At 42.5% G+C, this 21,426-nt stretch carries 18 protein-coding genes; 7 read left to right on the forward strand and 11 right to left on the reverse strand.

Annotated elements, in window-relative coordinates; all coding sequences use genetic code 11:
- The first annotated feature begins 189 nt into the window (after positions 1–189).
- Positions 190–567, forward strand: a complete 378-nt coding sequence (locus VLA57_RS11620) for a hypothetical protein (protein ID WP_020443040.1) — start codon at positions 190–192, stop codon at positions 565–567.
- A gap of 457 nt (positions 568–1,024) precedes the next feature.
- On the opposite strand, the gene VLA57_RS11625 is transcribed toward VLA57_RS11620, so the two are convergent.
- Positions 1,025–1,411: a hypothetical protein gene (locus VLA57_RS11625; RefSeq protein WP_133105177.1), complete on the reverse strand. Its 387-nt coding sequence runs from the start codon at positions 1,409–1,411 to the stop codon at positions 1,025–1,027.
- A 638-nt stretch (positions 1,412–2,049) separates the two neighbouring features.
- Here VLA57_RS11625 and VLA57_RS11630 point away from each other — a divergent pair.
- The 3 genes from VLA57_RS11630 to VLA57_RS11640 are packed head-to-tail and all read left to right on the forward strand — an operon-like array spanning position 2,050 to position 5,666.
- Complete coding sequence (locus VLA57_RS11630; protein WP_133105176.1) at positions 2,050–3,081, forward strand: TAXI family TRAP transporter solute-binding subunit; 1,032 nt, start codon at positions 2,050–2,052, stop codon at positions 3,079–3,081.
- A complete protein-coding gene (locus VLA57_RS11635; protein ID WP_333954991.1) occupies positions 3,062–3,616 on the forward strand; it encodes a DUF1850 domain-containing protein in 555 nt (184 codons plus the stop codon). Before VLA57_RS11630 ends, VLA57_RS11635 begins: the two co-directional genes overlap by 20 nt.
- The gene (locus VLA57_RS11640) at positions 3,588–5,666 is read left to right on the forward strand and encodes a TRAP transporter permease (protein ID WP_333954993.1); all 2,079 of its coding nucleotides are present in this window, start codon (positions 3,588–3,590) and stop codon (positions 5,664–5,666) included. Before VLA57_RS11635 ends, VLA57_RS11640 begins: the two co-directional genes overlap by 29 nt.
- A 134-nt stretch (positions 5,667–5,800) precedes the next feature.
- Here VLA57_RS11640 and lipA read toward each other — a convergent pair whose 3' ends face one another.
- Positions 5,801–6,844 (reverse strand): lipoyl synthase, encoded by a 1,044-nt coding sequence (gene lipA, locus VLA57_RS11645; protein WP_011513094.1) that lies wholly within the window; start codon positions 6,842–6,844, stop codon positions 5,801–5,803.
- 162 nt (positions 6,845–7,006) lie between these two features.
- On the reverse strand, positions 7,007–7,426 hold the full coding sequence (locus VLA57_RS11650; protein WP_049751826.1) for a carboxymuconolactone decarboxylase family protein: 420 nt from the start codon (positions 7,424–7,426) through the stop codon (positions 7,007–7,009).
- Positions 7,427–7,968: 542 nt separating this feature from the next.
- Here VLA57_RS11650 and acnB point away from each other — a divergent pair.
- Both acnB and VLA57_RS11660 read left to right on the forward strand, forming a co-directional pair.
- On the forward strand, positions 7,969–10,572 hold the full coding sequence (gene acnB, locus VLA57_RS11655) for a bifunctional aconitate hydratase 2/2-methylisocitrate dehydratase (RefSeq protein WP_011513096.1): 2,604 nt from the start codon (positions 7,969–7,971) through the stop codon (positions 10,570–10,572).
- Between the two features lie 224 nt (positions 10,573–10,796).
- Positions 10,797–11,240: a PACE efflux transporter gene (locus VLA57_RS11660; RefSeq protein ID WP_333954994.1), complete on the forward strand. Its 444-nt coding sequence runs from the start codon at positions 10,797–10,799 to the stop codon at positions 11,238–11,240.
- Positions 11,241–11,356: 116 nt separating this feature from the next.
- Here the strand turns inward: VLA57_RS11660 and VLA57_RS11665 are convergent, their stop codons facing one another.
- Positions 11,357–12,154 carry an enoyl-CoA hydratase/isomerase family protein gene (locus tag VLA57_RS11665; protein WP_133105173.1) on the reverse strand — a complete coding sequence of 266 codons (798 nt, stop codon included), beginning with the start codon at positions 12,152–12,154 and terminating at the stop codon, positions 11,357–11,359.
- A 440-nt stretch (positions 12,155–12,594) separates the two neighbouring features.
- Between VLA57_RS11665 and VLA57_RS11670 the strand changes: the two genes are divergently transcribed.
- The gene (locus VLA57_RS11670) at positions 12,595–13,407 is read left to right on the forward strand and encodes an alpha/beta fold hydrolase (RefSeq protein ID WP_133105172.1); all 813 of its coding nucleotides are present in this window, start codon (positions 12,595–12,597) and stop codon (positions 13,405–13,407) included.
- A gap of 123 nt (positions 13,408–13,530) precedes the next feature.
- Here VLA57_RS11670 and VLA57_RS11675 read toward each other — a convergent pair whose 3' ends face one another.
- The 7 genes from VLA57_RS11675 to VLA57_RS11705 form a co-directional block, all read right to left on the reverse strand.
- Entirely contained in the window at positions 13,531–14,610 is a 1,080-nt protein-coding gene (locus tag VLA57_RS11675; protein WP_020443048.1) for an HpcH/HpaI aldolase/citrate lyase family protein, read from the reverse strand.
- Positions 14,611–14,687: 77 nt separating this feature from the next.
- The gene (locus VLA57_RS11680; protein ID WP_133105171.1) at positions 14,688–15,869 is read right to left on the reverse strand and encodes a cysteine protease StiP domain-containing protein; all 1,182 of its coding nucleotides are present in this window, start codon (positions 15,867–15,869) and stop codon (positions 14,688–14,690) included.
- A gap of 81 nt (positions 15,870–15,950) precedes the next feature.
- Positions 15,951–16,757, reverse strand: coding sequence for a hypothetical protein (locus tag VLA57_RS11685; protein ID WP_133105170.1), 807 nt, complete (start codon positions 16,755–16,757; stop codon positions 15,951–15,953).
- Between the two features lie 405 nt (positions 16,758–17,162).
- On the reverse strand, positions 17,163–18,134 hold the full coding sequence (locus VLA57_RS11690) for a peptide ABC transporter ATP-binding protein (protein ID WP_133105169.1): 972 nt from the start codon (positions 18,132–18,134) through the stop codon (positions 17,163–17,165).
- Entirely contained in the window at positions 18,131–19,192 is a 1,062-nt protein-coding gene (locus VLA57_RS11695; RefSeq protein ID WP_133105168.1) for an ABC transporter ATP-binding protein, read from the reverse strand. The genes VLA57_RS11690 and VLA57_RS11695 overlap by 4 nt, the downstream gene beginning before the upstream one ends.
- On the reverse strand, positions 19,192–20,106 hold the full coding sequence (locus VLA57_RS11700) for an ABC transporter permease (RefSeq protein ID WP_133105167.1): 915 nt from the start codon (positions 20,104–20,106) through the stop codon (positions 19,192–19,194). The genes VLA57_RS11695 and VLA57_RS11700 overlap by 1 nt, the downstream gene beginning before the upstream one ends.
- A 235-nt stretch (positions 20,107–20,341) precedes the next feature.
- A complete protein-coding gene (locus VLA57_RS11705) occupies positions 20,342–21,358 on the reverse strand; it encodes an ABC transporter permease (RefSeq protein ID WP_011513106.1) in 1,017 nt (338 codons plus the stop codon).
- Between the last annotated feature and the right edge of the window lie 68 nt (positions 21,359–21,426).

Here is a 21,426-nt window from a genome sequence, read left to right on the forward strand (position 1 = left end):
AACGCAGTTTTACATATCCCATCTTAAAAAACACCACTTTATCTTATAAGATTGGTCAGTTAAGCACACTCTTTTAGATTACTAGCTTTCAAGTTGCTAGATAAATTTAAGTCGCTGGATAAACGCTGAGCGATAGCTAAAGTTAGGTGTGCTAACGTAAATTATAATTATAAGGTTAAAGATATATTCATGTTTGATATCAAATCATTTTTTAAACGAGAAGTAGAAAAAAAGCTCATCAACTTAGACGATTATATTTTTATGCCTGAGCGTGTAGAGATGGCGCTAGAAGGCGGATTATTAAATTGTGTACTCAATAGTGATGGTCGAGTGGATGTTTTTTATACCAAGGACGGCGTGACAGAAGTAAGTTCCGCATCACGTAAGCATCCATTTACTGCGTTTGAGACCGAGCTATATCATGGGGTTTATGATGATATTATTCATGATTTGACTAAAGAGGTGAGTAAGATACTTGAGCGTCGGTCAAAATATTTTCGCCAGAACAAGACATTGCATCCTACAGCGTCTCTAATGTCTCAGCCTTATACAACAAGTAAGCTATAGGCTTGTTTGAACTATTGTAAGTTTAGAAAAAATAAAAGCAATCGGTAAGAAAAAGGGTGCGTTATATTTAAATGACGCGCCCTTTTTCTTACTTCATTTTTTAGTGTCAACTTGAAACAGTTACTATTGATGCTTACTTTTTTGTAGCAATAGCTTTATCTTTGGAAGCTAACGCAGATTTTTTAGTAAGAGGAATAGATTATGCGCCTTCAACTAAATGACTGGTCTTGGTTTGTGTGACCAAGCCTTTGGTAAAGAGAGTACTGTCGTCACGTGTTTTTAAAGTATGGGTAAAATACCATTCACACTGAAAAGCGTGTTCATTGATATCAACAGGGCGTTCTGCGGTTAATGATGGATCGCGATCTATCGTTTATAATCTATACGAATAGGCTGGGTTAAGCAATCGCCAACCCAGCCTAATTATTTATAATGACTGATATTATTAATAAACTATTTATTTAACGATACTGGAATAACAGCTCTGCAATGATTTTGCAACGACTCTAGCCACTAATTGCACACGATATTGTGGGTCTATGGCTGCATTACCCAATTCAACGATGCTGACTTGTTGCGGTGCTTGCTCACTAACGCAACCACAAACTCTACCTTTTACCGCTTCTTCTTGCGCTTCAGTCATAGCGACACTGGCAATACGCCACGCGTTTTGCTGTTCGATCTGACTGCGACATTGATTGTCGATAGCTGCTTTAAAAACGCTCATACCGATCTCGTTTGCAGTACCCATTGCTGTTCCTGCATTGGTATTGCCACCTGTTGAGGCACAGCCCGCTAGTGCCAATGTTGCTAGTAATGCTGTTGATGCGAATAATTTTTTCATCAAATTTCCTTTCAGGTTGATCAGTATTATGAGGGGATATTCTTAAAGTTTTATATCGTGCTGAGCAGATGTACCAAAACTTATAAACTGCTTTTTACTGTCTATACCTTGTGATATTTGCATGATATACATCAGCACAAATAAAAAGTCATCTTACTAGAACTCAATATTGATGACAAAGGAAATATAAACGTGCCATCAAAATATCTATTAACAATCGTTTTTTATACCAAATTATGTCGTAGAAAAAATGATGATAAATATTCTAGGAGTAGTTCATCTTTATGGACTTAAAGGTTTACAAGGCGGTTAAAGTTTGTTTAAATAACTTACAATATGAAACTTAGTATCGCTTAGCGAAACAAGAAAGCGGTATTTAGTGAATAATAGCGCTTAACTTTCAATAAATCTCGATTTATAGTCAGGATAAGGGTTAGTGAGAAAAACAATATAGCAATATAAAGTCTCTCATGTTTTAATTAGATAGACTGTTTTTTTATGGCGCTCTCATGACAACAGAGTGAGTAAAAAGCCATTCAAAGTAGCACGTTGCTAGTGTGACAGATATGGATAGTACCATCATATCTGAGTCATACTTTTTTAAGTCCATTTGCTTTATTTTATCAAGGAAGAAAATAATGAAGTCCATTTATAAACTGCCTTTACTTGCGGCAATGATTGCAGCCAGTATGACAATGGTTGCCTGTTCAGACAAAGCGGCTACTGATAGCGCAGCTACTGACAGTGCTACTGCTGAAACCACTACAGATACCGCTGCCACAGCAAATGACAAGCTTGAAACCAAATTTGTCACCATTGCTACAGGGGGCGCCTCCGGTCCTTACAATATTATTGGAACGTCTTTAGCAGAGATTTATGCCAAGACTTTTGGCGTTAATGCTAAGACCCAAACGACAGGGGCGTCAGTAGAAAACGTCAACCTATTGACCCAAGGTAAAGTAGATATGGTACTGGCACTTAGTGATGTTGTCACTGATGCAGTCGAAGGCAAAAATGACTTTAAGGCACCTATCGCCAATATTCAGCAAATTGCTGTTCTGTATCCGAACGTCATTCAGCTGGTTGCTTCAGAGAAATCTGGCATCAAAAACATTGAAGATTTAAAAGGCAAACGTATTGCGGTTGGCGATCAAGGCTCGGGTACAGAGGTTAATGCTCGCACACTGTTAGAAGGTTTTGGTATTACCTATGATGATGTCAAGGTAGATTATTTAGGCTTTGCAGATGCTGCAGATGCGATGAAAGCTGGCAAAATTGAAGCGGCATTTTTTAGTAGTGGCTTACCAAACTCTTCGCTTTTAGAGCTAGAGCAGGGCATTAAGTTGCAGTTGGTGACCATCAATCAAGATAAGCTCAAAAAAATTATTGAGACCAAGCCTTACTTTAAGACTTTTGAGATTCCTGCTGGTACCTATGGTAATGCTGCTGCTATTCCAACCACAGCCGTCATGAATGCTTTATTGGTACGCTCTGATATCTCTGAAGAAGATGGCTATAAGCTGACCAAAGCATTATTTGAAAACTTGGATGGTCTAAAGAATGCTCACCAAGCGGCGAATGATATCAGTTTAGAGACGGCTCAAGTCGGTATGGTTGCTCCTATTCATCCTGGTGCCAAAAAATACTATGATGAGAAAGCAGCTAAATAAACAAGTATGGTGGTTTGCTGGCGTAGCATCTATTGCTGCGCTGGTTTTATTTATACTATGGGCGATTTTTAGCCGCCAAACAGTCATTGAATTACGAGTAGCGGGCGTTGCTGGTAACAATAACAATAGTGCCAGCCTAGTCTGCTATTTTGTTGAGCCCAATTTTCAATTGCGCTGGATTCACTCGGTAGAAAAGCAGTGGTGGGAGGAGCAGTATCTTCGTGAAGAAGAGGGCTTACTATTAACCAATACCTACTTTCAAGCGTTTGGTGCTGGTACGCCGTCTACTGAAAATGTCGCTCCTATACAAAAAGAGGGCTATGTCGGGTATCAAATCAACCAAAGGTTTCCCCATCTCAACTGGGTTGTATCAAGACTGACAAAAGGTGAGATTAATTATGCCGGTCAGCGCATTCTTATTCATCAACTGGTACCAGATTATTCAGAAGTAACTATCATGCCCAAAGCATATAGTCCAATCGATAGATTCAATAAGGATTTTTGTCATGAACTCCCAAGTGATGGATCACAGTAGCGATAAGCCTCATGTCAGTGATGATGCTAAGTTGGCAAATCAGCCAAATGCGCCTGAAGATACTGAGAATTACGATGACGTTGATCCTAGTGTCACACAGGCAATATTAGAAAAATACGATCGAGAATCTATTACGCGTCATATCACCCAAGGTCCAGTGAAGTATATTATCGCTGCGATCTGTATTTTCTACTCCATTTTTCATTTATACATTACCTTTAATCCAATGCCATCGTTACTACAGCGCTCTGTGCATGTGGGCGTTGGCTTCGCTTTGATTTTTTTGATTTTCCCTGCCAGTAAAAAAAGCAGCCGTAAGAAAGTGGCATGGTATGACTGGATTTGGTTTATCTTTTCCTTATCTGGGATGACGTATCTCATTTATGAGTATCAAGATATTGTCACCAGTCGCGGCGGTATGGCAAATTCGGTCGATGTGATCTTTTCTATCATTACGGTTATCTGCGTCCTTGAAGGCAGTCGGCGTATTACTGGCTGGATCTTGCCTATATTAGCCTCTATATTTTTGCTATATCCCTTTATCAGTCATTTGGACTTTATGCCGGATAGGCTGCTCACGCGCCCTTATGATTTGGGCGATATTTTTGGTCAATTATTCTTAAAGACAGAAGGCTTATATTCAGTTGCAATTGGTGCATCAGTTACTTTTATTTTCCTATTCATTCTATTTGGGGCATTTTTAGCACGTTCTGGAATGGGTCAGCTGTTTAATGATTTGGCATTGGCGCTGGCAGGCGATAAAAAAGGTGGACCTGCTAAAGTTGCTGTTATATCAAGCGGCTTTATGGGTAGTATCAATGGTTCAGCCTTATCGAATGTGGTCAGTACGGGCGCGTTTACCATCCCATTGATGAAAAAGGTTGGTTATCATAAAGACTTTGCAGGAGCCGTAGAGGCGAGTGCGTCGGTCGGTGGTCAAATATTGCCACCTATTATGGGTGCCAGTGCTTTTATTATGGCGGAGACGACAGGTCTACCGTATAGCACTATTGCTTTGGCTGCGTTATTACCTGCTATTCTCTATTATCTAGGCGTTATCGCACAGGTACATTTTCGTGCCGGTCGCCGAGACTTAAAAGGCATGGCAAAAGAGAGTTTGCCGCAAGTAAAAGAAGTATTAAAAGCACGCGGTCATATGTTGTTGCCGATTGTATTCTTGATTTATTTATTAATACAAAATGTTCCTGTAGGGTACGCTGCGGCTTATACCATTGGCTTTACGGTTGTCATCAGTATGCTACGCAAAGAAACCCGCATGGGCTTTAAAGATATTTTAGGCGCTCTAGAAGATGGCGCACGCCAATCATTAGCAGTGATGGCAGCTTGTGCGGTTGTAGGTATCATCATTGGGGTCGTTAGTTTGACCAGCTTTGGTACAGTAATGACCTCTTCAATTGTTACTTTGGGTGCAGGGTCTTTATTGCTTACTTTGATTTTGACCATGCTGGCGTCTATGGTCTTGGGTATGGGATTGCCTTCTATCCCTGCTTATATCATTACCGCAACCATGGCAGCGCCTGCTCTAGCAGGATTTGATATTCCTATTTTATCGGCGCACATGTTTGTTTTCTATTTTGGTGTGTTTGCAAATATTACCCCGCCCGTCTGTCTGGCAGCTTTTGCTGGTGCTGGTATCTCTGGCGGTGATCCGATGAAAACAGGGTATTTGTCATTAAAGTTAGCGTTAGCAGGTTTTATCGTCCCCTTTATGTTTATTTATAATCCTGCGATGTTGATGATTGACCCAACAGATCTTGCGGTCACGGCGAAAGAATTTCCATTGCCGCCGGTTATCGATATTATTATTGCTGTTGTGACATCGGTCATTGGTGTGATTGGACTCAGCGCCGCGTTAGAGGGTTATTTTAAAAGTGATATGAATCTCGTTACGCGCTTAATATTAGCATTAGGCGCATTGCTGCTGATTTATCCTGGACTGATCACAGGTGCAATAGGTGGCGTAATAGTACTAGGTATTGCGGCATTCAATATAAAAGGTAGTAAGGCGCCAACCGCTTTAAGTGTTTAACATTGAAGCACTGCTACTTTAAGTGAGACAGAAAAGTTAGAAGCATAGAAAAGGTCGAATAGCAGATATCTGCTATTCGACCTTTTTGTATTTTAAGACTCATCACGTTACGTTGATATAGTGACGACTCTCACTTAACAGCCAAGTTTCCCTTCTGCTGCTAATGCTTTTTTGCTACGGATAGGTGCTGGGCAATCTTCACCATAGTACTGACGATCAGCAAAATAGCTTGAGCGCACCATAGGACCTGCCCAAATATTAAAGAAGCCAATCTTTTTGCCATAGTCCATATAACGCTGGAACTCATCTGGATGCACATAGCGATCGACTGGCGCATGGTCTTTACTAGGTTGTAAATACTGACCAACGGTAATCATATCGACGTTATGCGCCTTTAGATCATCAAGCAGCTTATAGATTTCTTCTTCAGTTTCACCAAGTCCAACCATAAAGCCGCATTTGGTCGCAATATCAGGGCGACGTTCTTTATAAATCTTTAGCAAGTCTAATGAATGCTGATAATCTGAACCTGGACGGAAAGCTTTATATAAACGAGGCACGGTTTCGATATTGTGGTTAAAAACATCAGGCGCCGTTTCAGTCAATAAGTCCAATGCGATATCCATACGACCACGGAAATCTGGTACCAAAATCTCGATCAAGCAATTTGGGCTCAGCGCACGCGATTCATTCAATACTTCAACGAAATGCATCGCGCCGCCATCTTTTAAATCATCACGGTCAACCGAGGTAATGACGGCATATTTAAGACCTAAACCTTGGATGGTCTCGGCAGTATGACGCGGCTCATCTTTATCAAGCTCATTTGGACGACCATGTCCGACATCACAGAACGGGCATCGACGTGTACAGATATCACCCATAATCATAAAGGTAGCAGTACCATCGGCAAAGCACTGTGGAAGGTTAGGGCAGGCAGCTTCTTCACAAACGGTATAGAGTTTCTGTTCACGTAAGGTGGACTTGATACGTGCGACTTCCGCAGGTGAAGACAGTTTTACCCGAATCCAATCTGGCTTTTTCTTAGCCTCGACAGTCGGGATAATTTTAATTGGGATACGAGCAACTTTATCGTAGCCACGGAGTTTTTCGCCTTGGATGGCTTTTTTGGGTTTTGCGCGGGCAGCAGGCGTGTGCGTTTGTACGGCGTTTGTCATAATCGAATGTTCTCTTAACCCTTGATAGAACAAGGGTTTATGGAATTATTAGAATGCTTTATGAATAGAGCTATTATAGCAGATATTTGGTCAAGGTTTTTTAGGCAATCGTATGAAATTCAGTTTATCAAGGCTACTATAAATAAGCGATTTAGCATAGTTTCATTTATTGATATCAATGTTCATGTCATTTAGTACGTCTATGGCAGCGCGAAACGCTTCTTGAGTGGCAGGTGCGCCGCAATAAGGCAGGCTGTGCATCAAGACTTCTCGAATCTCAGCGACAGTGGCGCCATTATTGATGGCACCTCGGATATGTCCCTTTAGCTCAGCGGGACTTTTTTGTGCAATCAAAAAACCAATCGTGATAAGCGAGCGATATTTGCGCGGTAGTACCGAGTCATCTTGCCATGTACTGCCCCAAGCGTGCTCAATAATCCAATCTTGTAATGGCTGAGTAAATGGCGTTGCTGATTCAAGTGAGCGTTTGACATGTGCTGCACCCATCACCTCGGTACGAACTTTTAGACCGTTTTCATAATTGGCGTTTTGACTGGTGCCTTGATTGGCATTGTGACTCATACTGTGAGTAGTATTGCGATCTTCATTTTCTTTATTAGCCATTGTCATCCTTGATTTTATGATTAAATCCTTTGCATTTAATCGGTATATTCTTATCAAACATTATAACAGTCGAGTAGGTTTTATTTAACCGTTAATCGAGATATAGTTGATTCCATTTAACAATAACAACGTATAACAATAACGAGATACTAAGACAGTAGCGGTATATCTTTTTAAGTGAATAGATAGTTGCAACCGCAATTTACTACCAATATATTGTGAATGTTAAAAAACACAATAGGTCCTCAGTATGAAAAATTTAGAATTTATGATATAGGCACCATTAGTCATATTATTTATGGCACTATTTATATAATAAATGTTCAATATGCCCCCTTTATGACCGCTTTATGAGCCTTTTAAAGGCTGAGCCATTAACATTTAGGGCGTTTTAAGCTATGATTGCACGGATAATTATTCCATCTAGTATATAGACGCAGGCGGTCATGCTGACTACCCACGTAATGTGCTAATACTCCCAACTGACGAGGACGACTATTGTGTTAGAAGCTTATCGTAAACATGTCGAAGAACGTGCTGAGCTAGGAACGGTTCCGCTACCACTGAACGAAAAACAAGTAGCAGAGTTGGTTGAACTACTAAAGAATCCACCAGCGGGCGAAGATGCGTTCTTGATGGACTTGCTCGAAAATCGTATTCCTGCCGGTGTTGACCAAGCTGCTTACGTTAAAGCGGCATTTTTGGCAGCGATCCTTAAGGGTGAAGCGACCTCTTCACTAGTAAGTAAGAAAAAAGCGGTTCAAATCTTGGGTACGATGCAAGGTGGTTACAACGTTCAACCGCTAGTTGCTGCTCTTGATGATGCGGAAGTCGCGCAAGAAGCTGCCGATGCGTTGAAAAAAACCTTGCTAGTATTTGACGCATTCAATGATGTGACCGAAAAAGCAGAAGCGGGCAATACTATTGCTAAAGAAGTCGTTCAATCTTGGGCTGACGCTGAGTGGTTCTTGAGCCGTGACGCTGTACCAGCAAAGACGACTTACACGACATTTAAAATCACTGGCGAAACCAATACCGATGATTTGTCTCCTGCACAAGATGCGTGGAGCCGTCCTGATATCCCATTACATTCATTAGCCATGCATAAAAACTCTCGCGACGGCATTACTGCTGACGAAGAGGGCGTTATCGGTCCGATGAAACAGATCGAAGCGTTAAAAGAAAAAGGTCATCCATTAGCCTATGTTGGCGACGTGGTAGGTACGGGTTCTAGCCGTAAATCTGCGACCAACTCAGTACTGTGGTTGATGGGTGATGATATCCCTAACGTGCCAAACAAACGTGGCGGCGGTCTAGTACTAGGTAATAATATTGCACCTATCTTCTTTAATACTATGGAAGATTCTGGCGCATTACCAATCGAAAAAGTAGCCGTTGATAACCTAAACATGGGCGATGTCTTTGATATCTATCCATATGATGGAAAAATCACTAAGCATGACTCTGATGAAGTACTGTCAACCTTCAAGCTAAACTCGCCAACTTTGCTTGATGAAGTTCGTGCTGGTGGTCGTATTCCGTTAATCGTTGGTCGTGGTCTGACCAATCGTGCTCGTGAATATATGGGTCTTGGTCATTCAGACGTATTTGCTAAGCCAGAAGAGCCAGTTGATACCGGCAAAGGCTTTACACTAGCGCAAAAAATGGTTGGTAAAGCTTGTGGTCTAGCAGGCGTTCGTCCTGGTATGTACTGTGAACCAAAAATCACTACGGTTGGTAGTCAAGATACCACTGGTCCGATGACCCGTGATGAGCTAAAAGACTTAGCCTGTCTAGGTTTCCAAGCAGATTTGGTGATGCAATCATTCTGTCATACGGCTGCTTATCCAAAGCCAGTTGACATCGAAACTCAGCATACACTACCTGACTTTATCATGAACCGTGGCGGCGTAAGCTTACGTCCAGGTGATGGTATTATTCACTCGTGGTTGAACCGTATGCTACTTCCGGATACCGTTGGTACTGGTGGTGACTCGCATACGCGTTTCCCAATCGGTATCTCATTTCCAGCGGGTTCTGGTCTAGTAGCGTTTGCTGCTGCGACTGGTGTTATGCCACTTGATATGCCTGAATCGGTCCGTGTCCGTTTCATCGGTGAGCGTCAAGCCGGTATCACCTTACGTGACTTAGTCCATGCAATCCCATACCAAGCGATTAAAGAAGGTCTGTTAACCGTTGATAAGAAAGGTAAAATCAACGAGTTTAACGGTCGTATTCTTGAAATCGAAGGTTTAGAAGACTTAACCGCTGAACAAGCGTTTGAATTGTCTGATGCTTCAGCTGAGCGTAGTGCTGCTGGTTGTACGATTACTTTATCTGAAAAGTCAGTTGCCGAGTATCTGACTTCGAACATCACATTATTAAAATGGATGATCTCAGAAGGTTACGGCGATGCACGTACGATTAGCCGTCGTATCGAAGGTATGCAAGAGTGGTTGGCTAATCCAAGCCTGATGCGTGCTGATGAAGATGCAGAATATACCATCGATATGGTTATCGATATGTCTGAAATCAAAGAGCCGATTCTTTGCTGCCCGAACGATCCAGATGATGCAAAAACATTGGCTGATGTCGCTGGTGACACCATTGATGAAGTATTCATTGGTTCATGTATGACTAACATTGGTCACTTCCGCGCTGCTGGTAAATTGCTAAAAGATGTCCCAGCAGGTAGCTTGCAAACTCGTCTATGGATTGCGCCACCAACCAAAATGGATGCGCGTCAATTGATGGAAGAAGGTTACTATAATATCTATGCACAAGCCGGCGCTCGTACAGAGATGCCAGGTTGTTCATTATGTATGGGTAACCAAGCACGTATTGCACCGAATTCTACAGCCGTTTCGACTTCTACCCGTAACTTCCCGAACCGTTTAGGTCAAGGTGCTAACGTATATCTAGCATCAGCTGAATTGGCTTCTGTTGCTGCGGTACTTGGTAAATTACCAACCAATGAAGAGTATCAGCAGTACGCTGGCATGCTTGATAGCATGGGCGAAGAAGTGTATCAATACATGAACTTCGACCGTATGGAAGACTATACTGAAGAAGCTGATAAGATTAACGTTGCTCAGTTGAGCTAATTTTGGTCAAATCTTAAATGTTTTGAAATATTCAAAAACCCCGTATCGTCATGATGCGGGGTTTTTTGCTGTGAGCAATGGCTGGTTTCTCTTATTATCTTATGTATAATATGGGAGCAGGCGGAAACCGTGGCTCTGTATGTTATTTATCCTTTTCTATCTCGGGACGGACCGATACTTTGATAGGCACTTTTTGTTTGCAATCAAGTGCTCTGGAGTTTTGGTTGATTACTTTATCCCCACTCAAACGTCGCATCGTCTATGTGACTGTCTTTGAAATCATTGCTATCATTTCATCTACCTTGGTTCTTATGCTGTTGAGTAACAGCAGCGCCGCAGAATCTCTACCAGTTGCCGTGATGGTCTCATTGGCAGCGGTGATTTGGAATTTTATTTATAATACGGCGTTTGAAAATTGGGAACGTCGCAAGCAGGTGACGCAGCGCACGTTATTGGTACGTAGTGCCCATGCGATAGGTTTTGAAGGCGGCTTGGTTTTGATTTGCCTACCGCTATATATGATTTGGTATGATGTTGGTTTTATCAAAGCCTTTATGATGGAAGCCGGGCTACTGCTGTTTTTCTTGGTTTATACTTTTTTCTTTACCTTGGGTTTTGACAAAATATTTACCTTACCACATCAATATAAAAGTGCTTCCGCTTCTTGATAAATAAAGAGGTCAATGGGAATGATTTTGTTCATTAATTATATAATTTATTCAAAAAAAGGCTGCACCTTGGCAGCCTTTTTAATGATATTGCAAAGAACAATGTCGTCAGCGTACTATTTACCCTGATAAACCGGCTTACGTTTTTCCATAAATGCGGTAATACCTTCTTTAAAATCATCGGTTTTAGCAAGCATCGTTTGTTGTTCTACTTCCATATCCAATGCTTCATTAAGACCCATATAGGCATGAGTATTAATCATGTGTTTCATCGATGCCAATGCTTTGCCGGGTAGATTACTCAGACGCGTTGCCAATGCCAGCACCCTAGCATCCAGCTCGTCGCTAGTAACCACATCATTAACCAAGTTTAAGCATGCCATATCTTCCGCTTTGAGCTTATCACCAAGCATGACCATCTCAGTCGTTTTTGCAACGCCAATCAATTGATTCAATAAGTAAATACCACCAGCATCTGGAATCAGACCAATATTGACAAAAGCTTGTACAAATTTGGCATTTTCAGCGGCAATACGAAAGTCACAAGTCAGCGCCAAGTTCATGCCAGCACCAGCAACGGCACCTTCTAATTTGGCGATAATAGGCTTATGAATATTACGCAGCTTTAAGCTAATCTCAGCGACTTCACCAACCATAAAGTTCAGCTTATCCGATAATGCCTCGCTTTCCATACCGTTTTCTAACATCTCACCGATATGCCCGCCACTTGAAAAATTATTGCCAGCGCCCTGCAAAACGATGACTCGTACTTGCTCATCTTCATCGGCTTTGGTCAATGCTGCCATCATGGCGTCTTTGAGTACCGTGCTAAAGGCGTTCAAGGTTTTAGGATCGTTCATTGTGATGGTAGCGATATGGTTTTCGGCTTGGTATTCGACGAGAGCTTGTGACATTTTGGATATCCTTAAGATGATGTTCTAAATAATGATTGCAATAAAATACTGGTATAGTCATGTTTGAATAAAAGAAATATACATATTATAAAGCACTACTGAGGTTAATTTTTCTTGCTTTCTGTGCCTGCGCAGACAGAGGCTGCGAATAATTAATCTCAGTAGTGTTGTACTCTTTTAAAATTGGATCAACTATATCGGCAGTAAGTAAAACAAATAGGGCAATACTAATTACTATAGCAGTTTGAGCTTATTATAAAAGCGAGATTTGTGCGCGCTTAAGGCACGTTTTGAATAACATTTTTTACTGCTATCACTATTGCCAAAGGTATAAAACCTATCATTCAAAAATAAGGCTACTATCTGTAAGAGGGTTGAATTATTCTAGAAGACAGATTTCAAAAGGTTTTATTTTTTATCACACTAACAAGGAAGTGGTTATGCCAATGATTCATGTCAATGATATCGATATTTATTATGAAGACAGCGCACCAAACGATAAGCAAAAGCCCATCATGGTATTCGCCCATGGTTTGCTATGGAATACGCGTATGTTTGACAAGCAAGTCGAGTATTTTAAAGCGGGTTATCGCTGTATTGCGTTTGATTTTCGGGGACAAGGTCAGTCTGAAATTACCAAATCTGGCTATGATATGGAAACCTTAACTGAAGATACGCTGGCGTTGTTAGATGCGCTAGATATTCAGCAGTGTCATTTTTTAGGACTATCAATGGGTGGATTTGTCGCCCAACGTATTGCGTTAAAGCGTCCTGAATTATTGCTATCACTGACGCTGCTTGAAACCTCTGCTGATCCTGAAGATCCTAAAAACGTGCCACAGTACCGCAAGCTGATTAAAGCCATTCGTTGGTTGGGCATGAAGCGTGTCAGCCAAAAAGTAATGCCCATTATGTTTGGTAGCAGTTTTTTAGCAGATAAATCGCGTAAAGCTGACCGTAGAGAGTGGTTGTCTATGTTGCAAAGCAATCGTAAGGGCGGGGTCATCAAGGCAACTACTGGCGTGATTGAGCGCTCTGCAACGTATGATCAGCTAAGTGACATAAAGACGCCGACGCTTATAATCGTTGGCGATGAAGATGTGGCAACACCGTATGCAAAAGCTGAGCGCATGCACTTTGCGATAGCAGGCTCTAAGCTGGTGGTGATTAAAGGTGCGGGGCATACGGCAACGGTTGAAGAGCCGGAGCAAGTTAATAAAGCCATTAATAAGTTTTTGGCAAACTTTATATAGTGTTCATTGCGGATCTATATACCTGATATGACAGCGTTTATTATCGCAAAAAATGTAGCAAAAAAGTCGTTATCATGGATTTGATAACGGCTTTTTTAACGCTTTAAAAGGAGTGTTTAAAACTTATAAGCGCGCTGTATAGTCGTTATTGCCATCATTAATGGTGCCAAAAACGTTAGCTCTATTGACGATTTCGGTTGCCCAAGCACGATGGGTAGCAGGCTCTAGCATAGTATTGTTATATTTAAAGACCGCTTTTGCCTCGCTATGTAATATCGCCTGTGCCTCATCTAAAGTGCTAAGCGGTACGCAGTATGCTTGCTGTACCAAGGCAATTTGACTTGGATGAATAACGGTTTTTCCGACCAAGCCCAAGCTGACATCACGCGTCAACTCTTGCATAAATAACGTAGGCTCATCCAAATACTCAAACACCGGCGCCGACAGATAAAAGCCATGTGGCACAAAACAGCCAAGCAGCTGGTAGGCTAGTGTACCAACAGGTGTATCATAGACAAGGCTATTCTTAGGACGGCGCAAACGCAGTGCTGCAAATAAATCATTACCACCAATACGCAAAGCAAATACCGGCTGGCTAAAAGCTTCTTTGAAACCAATCGCCAGCTCTTGATTATGATGTGGATTAAACAATGCTGCCGTCTCAAGCGTTGGCATTAATAGCATGTCAGTACTAAGATTCTGGCATGCCATGCGCCAATTAGATAGACTATACATATCAACTTTTGGCATCACAAAACCATCAATCAAATCAATATGGGTAAAGCCCGATAACTGCTCTAACATGGCAGGATGGCGCGGACGTACAAATACCAACGGACGCGTTGGCTGCTCAGTCTGTATCTTGGTTTGTTGTGTTTCAGCTTGCTGTGTCGGCTCATTGATACTATCAACGTGCGTCGCCCACGTATACAGCAGCGTCTGCAAGCGCTCAAGTGCCAACTCAACATCATTGTGGCTGACCGCATCTTCTAGACAGATGATAATACTATTAATCGTCGGTAATTTATCACGCTTGATCACTTGCCAGATATCTTGGCGCGTCGCTGGCATATATAAGCTCGCTCCCAACTGATACGGATGATGCATGTTAGGCTTGAGCATAGCATGACGCTCAGTAATCAGATGCGCGTAAGACTGGGTGTTTTGATAAAGGTGGGACTCGTTTTTTGGCATATCTGACATAATGGGCATCGTAAATAGTGGTAAATGAATGGGTCTAAAAGTATGGTTTCAAGATTAGGTAGAAAGATAAGGAGTTATTAATCGTCTGTCGCACGCTGCTTAATAAGGGTAATCGCTTGATAAGGCAGTATTTTATCACCTAGTACGCTAATAGCGATATGTCGCTGTGTACATAAATGCCTTAATAATATAGTGTCGGGGTGCTCAGCGCTCGCTAACAAAATACGTTCAGGGTCGCGGCGTAGTATCGCGCGTGTCGCCTCAGCAATGGTCGGCTTAATGCGATTGCGGTTGCTAATACCATACTCAGCAGCCAAGCTATCGACTAATTTGGCCGTTTGATAGCGAGGTTGCTCATGTGTTGGCAAACATTTCAAAGGCGTGTTTAATGTACGCCTTGTCGCATCGATACAATCAATAAAGGCCAGACTATGATCTACACTGATCAAATTATCATAAAAGACACTGCGATGCAGCCCCAATTCTGGCTCAGTATATAAACTGCGTGATATAAGCCCTGATACAGTACTATTCAATAAACCTGACGGAATCAACCAGTCATCGATACTAGCAGCCAGCCAAGCAACACCAGCCGGATCAGCAAGGGTCAGTAGCGGTATAACATCCTGACCTTGATGGAAAATATTGGCAAAGTTAGGGTGGTTAGGATCGGCAAAGGCTTTTAGACTATGCGCCAGTTCTTGATAAATCGCCCCTTTACCCGTCCAACCATCGATAAATACAATCGGGCTATGAGGATGATTATTTAATATAATTTTTAATGCAACTGGATCAAGACCACGATCTCGTATAATACTGACGCCATAATGCACACTTGGTAGAGAGTAGCTGCTATTGGCAGTTGCTAATGCGCGTTGTAACAGCACACCTATTGGTAAACCGGCACGCACAAGACTGACTAATATTAACGGGCGCTCATTATTGACGTTTGGCTGAAAAACTTGCTGTAGCGTATAGGCCAAGTTGGTAATATCAGTCGCTGCTCTTACTTTTCCCTGCTCTAACGCCTCGATATATAGCTGCTCATGCATGGCACTTGGCGCGTCTTCCAAGGTCAGCATATCAGAATAATGACGCTGCCCACTTTGAATCAGTGCTTCTTTTTGACTGACAGGCACATCAGCAACGGCATCTTTATCAACGATATTGAGCAGCACAGTGACATCGCTAGCAAGATAGCTGCCTGAGCCATATTGTGATAAATAGGCTGTTTTAATATTAGAATGGATTGAAGTCATAGTAGAAATAGTTGTACTCGTTTGATGACGGTTTAATAATAGATTAATAGCAGAATATCATTTAATAAAAGGTAGCGCTCATCATTTAGCTGCAAATTTCTCATGTAGCTGTCCATGATTGGGCATGCCGTACCAGTCAAGTAATTGCAGAAATGGCAGATCTGCCAGACTGTCACCAAAACCGAAGCTTGGGCGCTGATGATCCAAATGCTGTTCCAATAAAAATTGTACCGCATGACGTTTATGAATAGCATGCGGCAATATTGCTAAATTATTAGCATTCACATGCACATAAAAAATCTCATCAAAATCTGGTATGAGCGTTGGTAATTGTGTGGCTAAATCTGCCAATGCTTGATGGTCTTTTTGTCTGTGTTTGATCGCCAGATAAATGGTTAGCTCACTATCGATAAAAGTATCTTTATGTGGGGTGAGCTTTAAGTCGTTATGTACGTTATTGCAGCCATTCACCCACTCAGTCAGCTGACTGAGCTTATCTTGTAATGGAGCAAGGACATTATACATATGCTGCTGCCACGTGCTTAGTAGCTTACCATCAGACGCTAAAATGACCGCGCCATGGGTCAATACTTGCCAGCTGTTAAAGGGCAGTTTGACGCGTTTAATTTCCTGACGATCACGTGCTGTGACAGCTATCAATTCAGTACTGGCAAATAGCCAATTAAAAAAGACCGCTTGGCGCTGACTCATAAAGCTTAACGGCTCACCTTGTTTATTGATGGTAGCGCAAACCAAATTTTCCGGCTCAGTCGTTGGTAATTTCCATGAATCAATTTTACGCTGAGTTTGAAAGAGCGTATCGTCCAAATCCATTAGCGCATAAGGTTTTACAATATTTAAGTTCGGTTGGAAAAATGGGGAGGTCATGACGTTTTCCAAAGATAAAAATGATGATAAGACTGTTTATAGATGGCTTGGATACGAATATGTAAGGGAGGTGCAGCGCTGTTTTTTAAAACTGAGCATTACCTATTTATCAGACTTTAGCCAAATGCAGACAGTATAACGATAATCATAAAAAAGGTCAGAATAAATCGGTAATAAAAGTGCAGAATTATCGCAAGAGGATTGGACGTAACTCATTTGGAGTTAGCATATAAATATAATAAACTCAGAAAATTGAGTAACCAAACTTTCCAAGTTTATTAAAGGGTGATTATGCAGACGGCAGGATAATACTAGGTTTCTTGTGATAGCTACTATAGACTCAGCAACAATCAAGGTCCCATGTTTATACTATTATCTTGAATAAGAAACATATATTTAATCGTGCTATCCATATATTTCTTCTAACCTTAGACAAGACACTAATCGTCCTTCCCATTCACGCAGCTCAGGCTCAATTTCGCTACATATTGGTTTGGCATAGGGGCAGCGTTTATGAAGTGCGCAGCCACTTGGCGGATTAAGCGGACTAGGTAATTCGCCTTGTAGAGTCAGCTCTTTTTTATGACCCGTCACTGAGGGCGCTGCTGAGAGTAAAGCGATGGTATAAGGGTGTTTAGGATCATTATAAATAGCATCTTTAGCACCGTGCTCAACGGCTTTGCCTAAATACATGACCATCACGTCATCTGCTACGTGGCGTACGACAGAAAGGTTGTGCGAGATAAAGACATAGGCAGTATGATATTCGTCTTGCAAATCCATAAATAGATTCAGTACTTGCGCCTGAATAGAGACGTCAAGTGCTGACGTCGGCTCATCAGCGACGACAATTTTAGGGTTGAGCATCATGGCACGGGCAAGAGCAATACGTTGGCGCTGACCGCCAGAAAACATATGCGGATAGCGACCTGTATGCTCAGGACGCAAACCAACGTGCTTCATCATTGCATGGACTTTGGTGCGTTTTTCTTCTTTGCTCAGCGTGGTATGAATGTCTAACGGTTCTGTGAGCTGAAAACCAATAGTATGACGTGGATTAAGACTGCCATAAGGGTTTTGGAACACCATCTGAATCTCAGTACGCAAGTTTTTAAGCGCATTTCTACTATAACTCGTAGTTGCCTCATCGTTAATAAATAGCTCGCCACTGGTAGGTTCCTCTATCAAAGTAAGCTGGCGCGCCAAAGTAGACTTGCCACATCCTGACTCACCAACGACTGCGAGAGTTTTCCCTGCTTCTAGCTCAAATGAGATGCCGTTCAATGCTTTTACGAATGCTTTACCTTTTCCTAAGCCTAGAGACACCTGATAGTGTTTATGTAAATTATCTGCCTTTAAGACGATTTTATTACTCATATTTCAGACTCCATCGTAGCGGTTTGAGTAGTCCGAGTAGGATGTTCAGGAAGGGTGGCGTGAATACAGCGGACTTCGCCATTTGGAGTTTTTAAAATAGGCGGCGGAACGTCACAAGCCGGCTCTTTGTAGGGACAACGTGGTGAAAGCAAGCAGCCTGTCGGTCTATCATATTGACTAGGCACCACACCTGGCAAGCTATTCAATCTATCTTGTCCAACAGCCAGTTCAGGAATCGCCTGTAGTAGAGCTTCGGTATAAGGGTGCGCAGGTTTTTGGAATATCTCTGGCACTGTACTGGTCTCGACCACTTGACCGGCATACATGACAGCGACATCACGAGCGTTTTGTGCGACTAAGCCCAAGTCATGAGTGATGAGCACCATTGCCATTTGCTTTTCACGTTGCAGGCGACTGAGTAAATCCATGATTTGAGCCTGAACGGTAACGTCGAGAGCGGTCGTCGGCTCATCAGCGATAAGCAGTTTCGGCTCGCAAGCCAGTGCCATCGCAATCATGACCCGTTGACTCATACCACCTGAAAGTTGGTGCGGATAGACACGTAGGCGATTCTTAGCATCTGGCATCTCAACCAGCTCTAATAATTCTAAAAGACGCTGCCGTACTGCTGCTCCGCGCAAGCCAAGATGGGTGGTCAATACCTCGCCCATTTGCATCTCGACCGTAAAGCTTGGATTCAGGCATGACATGGCGTTTTGAAATATCATCGAGATATCTTTACCGATAATCTTGCGCTTTTGTTTTGCTGGCATGGTGAGGAGATTCTTGCCATCAAAGTTAAGACGATCAGCAACGACAGTGGCAGAAGAGGGTAGTAATCCCATCAACGCCATCATAGTGACTGATTTACCTGAGCCAGATTCACCAACAACCGCAACGACCTCTCCTTGTTTTATTTTTAAAGAGACATCATCGACCGCACGAAATGCTCGTGCTCCCTCACCAAAGGTAACGGATAGATGCTCAATATCGAGGAGTAATGGGTTATCTGTGATAAGGTCATTCGCTATCGGTCTATTTACTTGAGAATCGTTCATTAAGATACCTGCTTCAATTTTGGATCTAAGGCATCACGCAGACCGTCACCCGTTAGATTGATGGACAATGCGGCTAAGAAAATCGCTACACCGGGCCAAATCGCTAACCACACATTGCTCTGGATATATTGGCGAGCAGTACCTAGCATCGCACCCCACTCAGCATCAGGGGGTTGAACACCGAAACCTAAGAAACCAATCGCGCCGGCTTCCAAAATAGCAGTAGAGAAAATCATTGTCGCTTGGACGATTAATGGCGCCATACAGTTGGGTAATATCGTGATAAACAATAATCTTAAGACACCTGCACCCATAACTTGTGAGGCAATAAAATACTCACGTTGCAGCTCAACCATTGCTGTTGCGCGGGTCAACCTAATAAAAGGCGGTGTACATACCAAGGCAATGGTAATGATAGTATTGGTCATCGAAGGCCCTAAAATAGCGGCAATGATAATGGCGAGCAGCAAGCTTGGATAAGACATCAAGATATCATTTACTAGCATGACCGCTTTGCCCCAAACCTTGGGCCAAAAGGCAGCGCTTAGTCCTAACGATACGCCTACAATCATCGCTATCGAAGTGGCGCTGATACCGATAAATAATGAATAACGTGCGCCGTGCATGACGCGCGAGAGCGTATCACGACCGGCATCATCGGTGCCCAAAAAGAACATCGAATCACCGCCACTAAAGAAGGAGGGCGGCAACTGCTCTTTACCGGTGAATAATTCATAAGGGTCATAAGGGGCAATGGTAGGGGCCAAGATTGCGACGATGACCATCAGCATCAAGACTATAAAACCCAGTACCGCGCCTTTATTTCGGCAAAAGGTGTATAAAAACAGCTGCCAAGAAGTCGGCGGCTTAGGCGCAACCGGAGCAATGTCAGAAGGAACTACAGAAGGCTTCATTGGATATTCCTTTAGTGAATCAGACCTTGTTTTACTCCACTGGCTTGCTTACTTTATTAGGCTAAGTCGCTTATGGTTTCAGCTGACTTAGCATGCGCTTATCTTCTGTAAGCTGAGTAATACAAACTTAGGGATACAAGATCTTTATGAGCACTATGGGTAATTATTAAAAACTATAAATAGCAATTGTCGATGCAATAACAATGCATCAAATGGGCTTCACCCTAACAATAGACTATGAAGAATGGCGAATTCTAGGATTAATAAATCCATATAAAATATCGATCATTAAGCTCACCAGAATCAGAGCAGTAGCGACCAATAAAATACCATTTTGTACAATAGGATAATCACGCGTAAAGAAACCATCTAATAACCAGTTGCCGACACCCGGCCAACTAAAGATAGTCTCAGTGATAATAGCGCCAGCTAGTAACGTTGCCATCTGCAATCCCACTACAGTAACCACGGTAATGAGCGCATTACGCATCACGTGAATTAAAATCACACGTTTTGGTGACAGACCTTTGGCTCTTGCAGTACGCACATAATCTTCATCCAATACTTCAAGCATCGCCGAGCGTGTCATACGAGCAATCATAGCTAGAGGAATAGTAGATAGGGCAACCGAGGGCAAGATGAAATGTTTGACAACGTTCCAAAAGGCACCGGGCTCACCAGAGCTTAAAGAACCTAGTAGCCAAGACCCGTATAAAGGTTTGACGTCTAGGAACTGCGCGACAGAGATAACGCCAGAGACCGGTAGTAGACCTAGATAGTGGGCGAAAATACCCGTTAGGATAGGACCAAGTAAGTAGATCGGCATAGAGTAGCCGGCAAGTGCGCCAGACATTAAGGTATAGTCTAGCCAAGTACCACGGCGTAAGGCAGCCAAAATACCCAGACTAATACCAACGATACTAGCTATCGTAATCGCGCAAAGCGCTAATTCTAATGTCGGTACAAAATGGGCAAAGAAGTCCTGCAATATCGGTGTGCGGGTACGAAAGGATTCACCAAAGTTACCTTGCAGTATCCCAGTGAGATAATCCCAGTATTGTACGGGTAACGGTTTATCTAGACCAAGGCGGGCTAAAGCCTGTGCATGTAGCTCAGGATCAACCATGCGCTCTCCCATCATAATCTCAACTGCATCGCCAGGTACGAGGCGAATAAGAATAAAAGTCGATAGGGTTAAGCCGATATAGACGGGAACTAAGATTAAAATCCGGCGTAGAATATAAAGTAGCATAGCTCGGCTCGTTTTTATAGAAGTGGCTTTTACTAGCTATAGCTCAGGCTCAGACAAATACGGCTGGA

Source organism: Psychrobacter sp. S4(2024), from assembly GCF_036861305.1.
In the GTDB taxonomy this organism is placed as follows: domain Bacteria; phylum Pseudomonadota; class Gammaproteobacteria; order Pseudomonadales; family Moraxellaceae; genus Psychrobacter; species Psychrobacter cryohalolentis.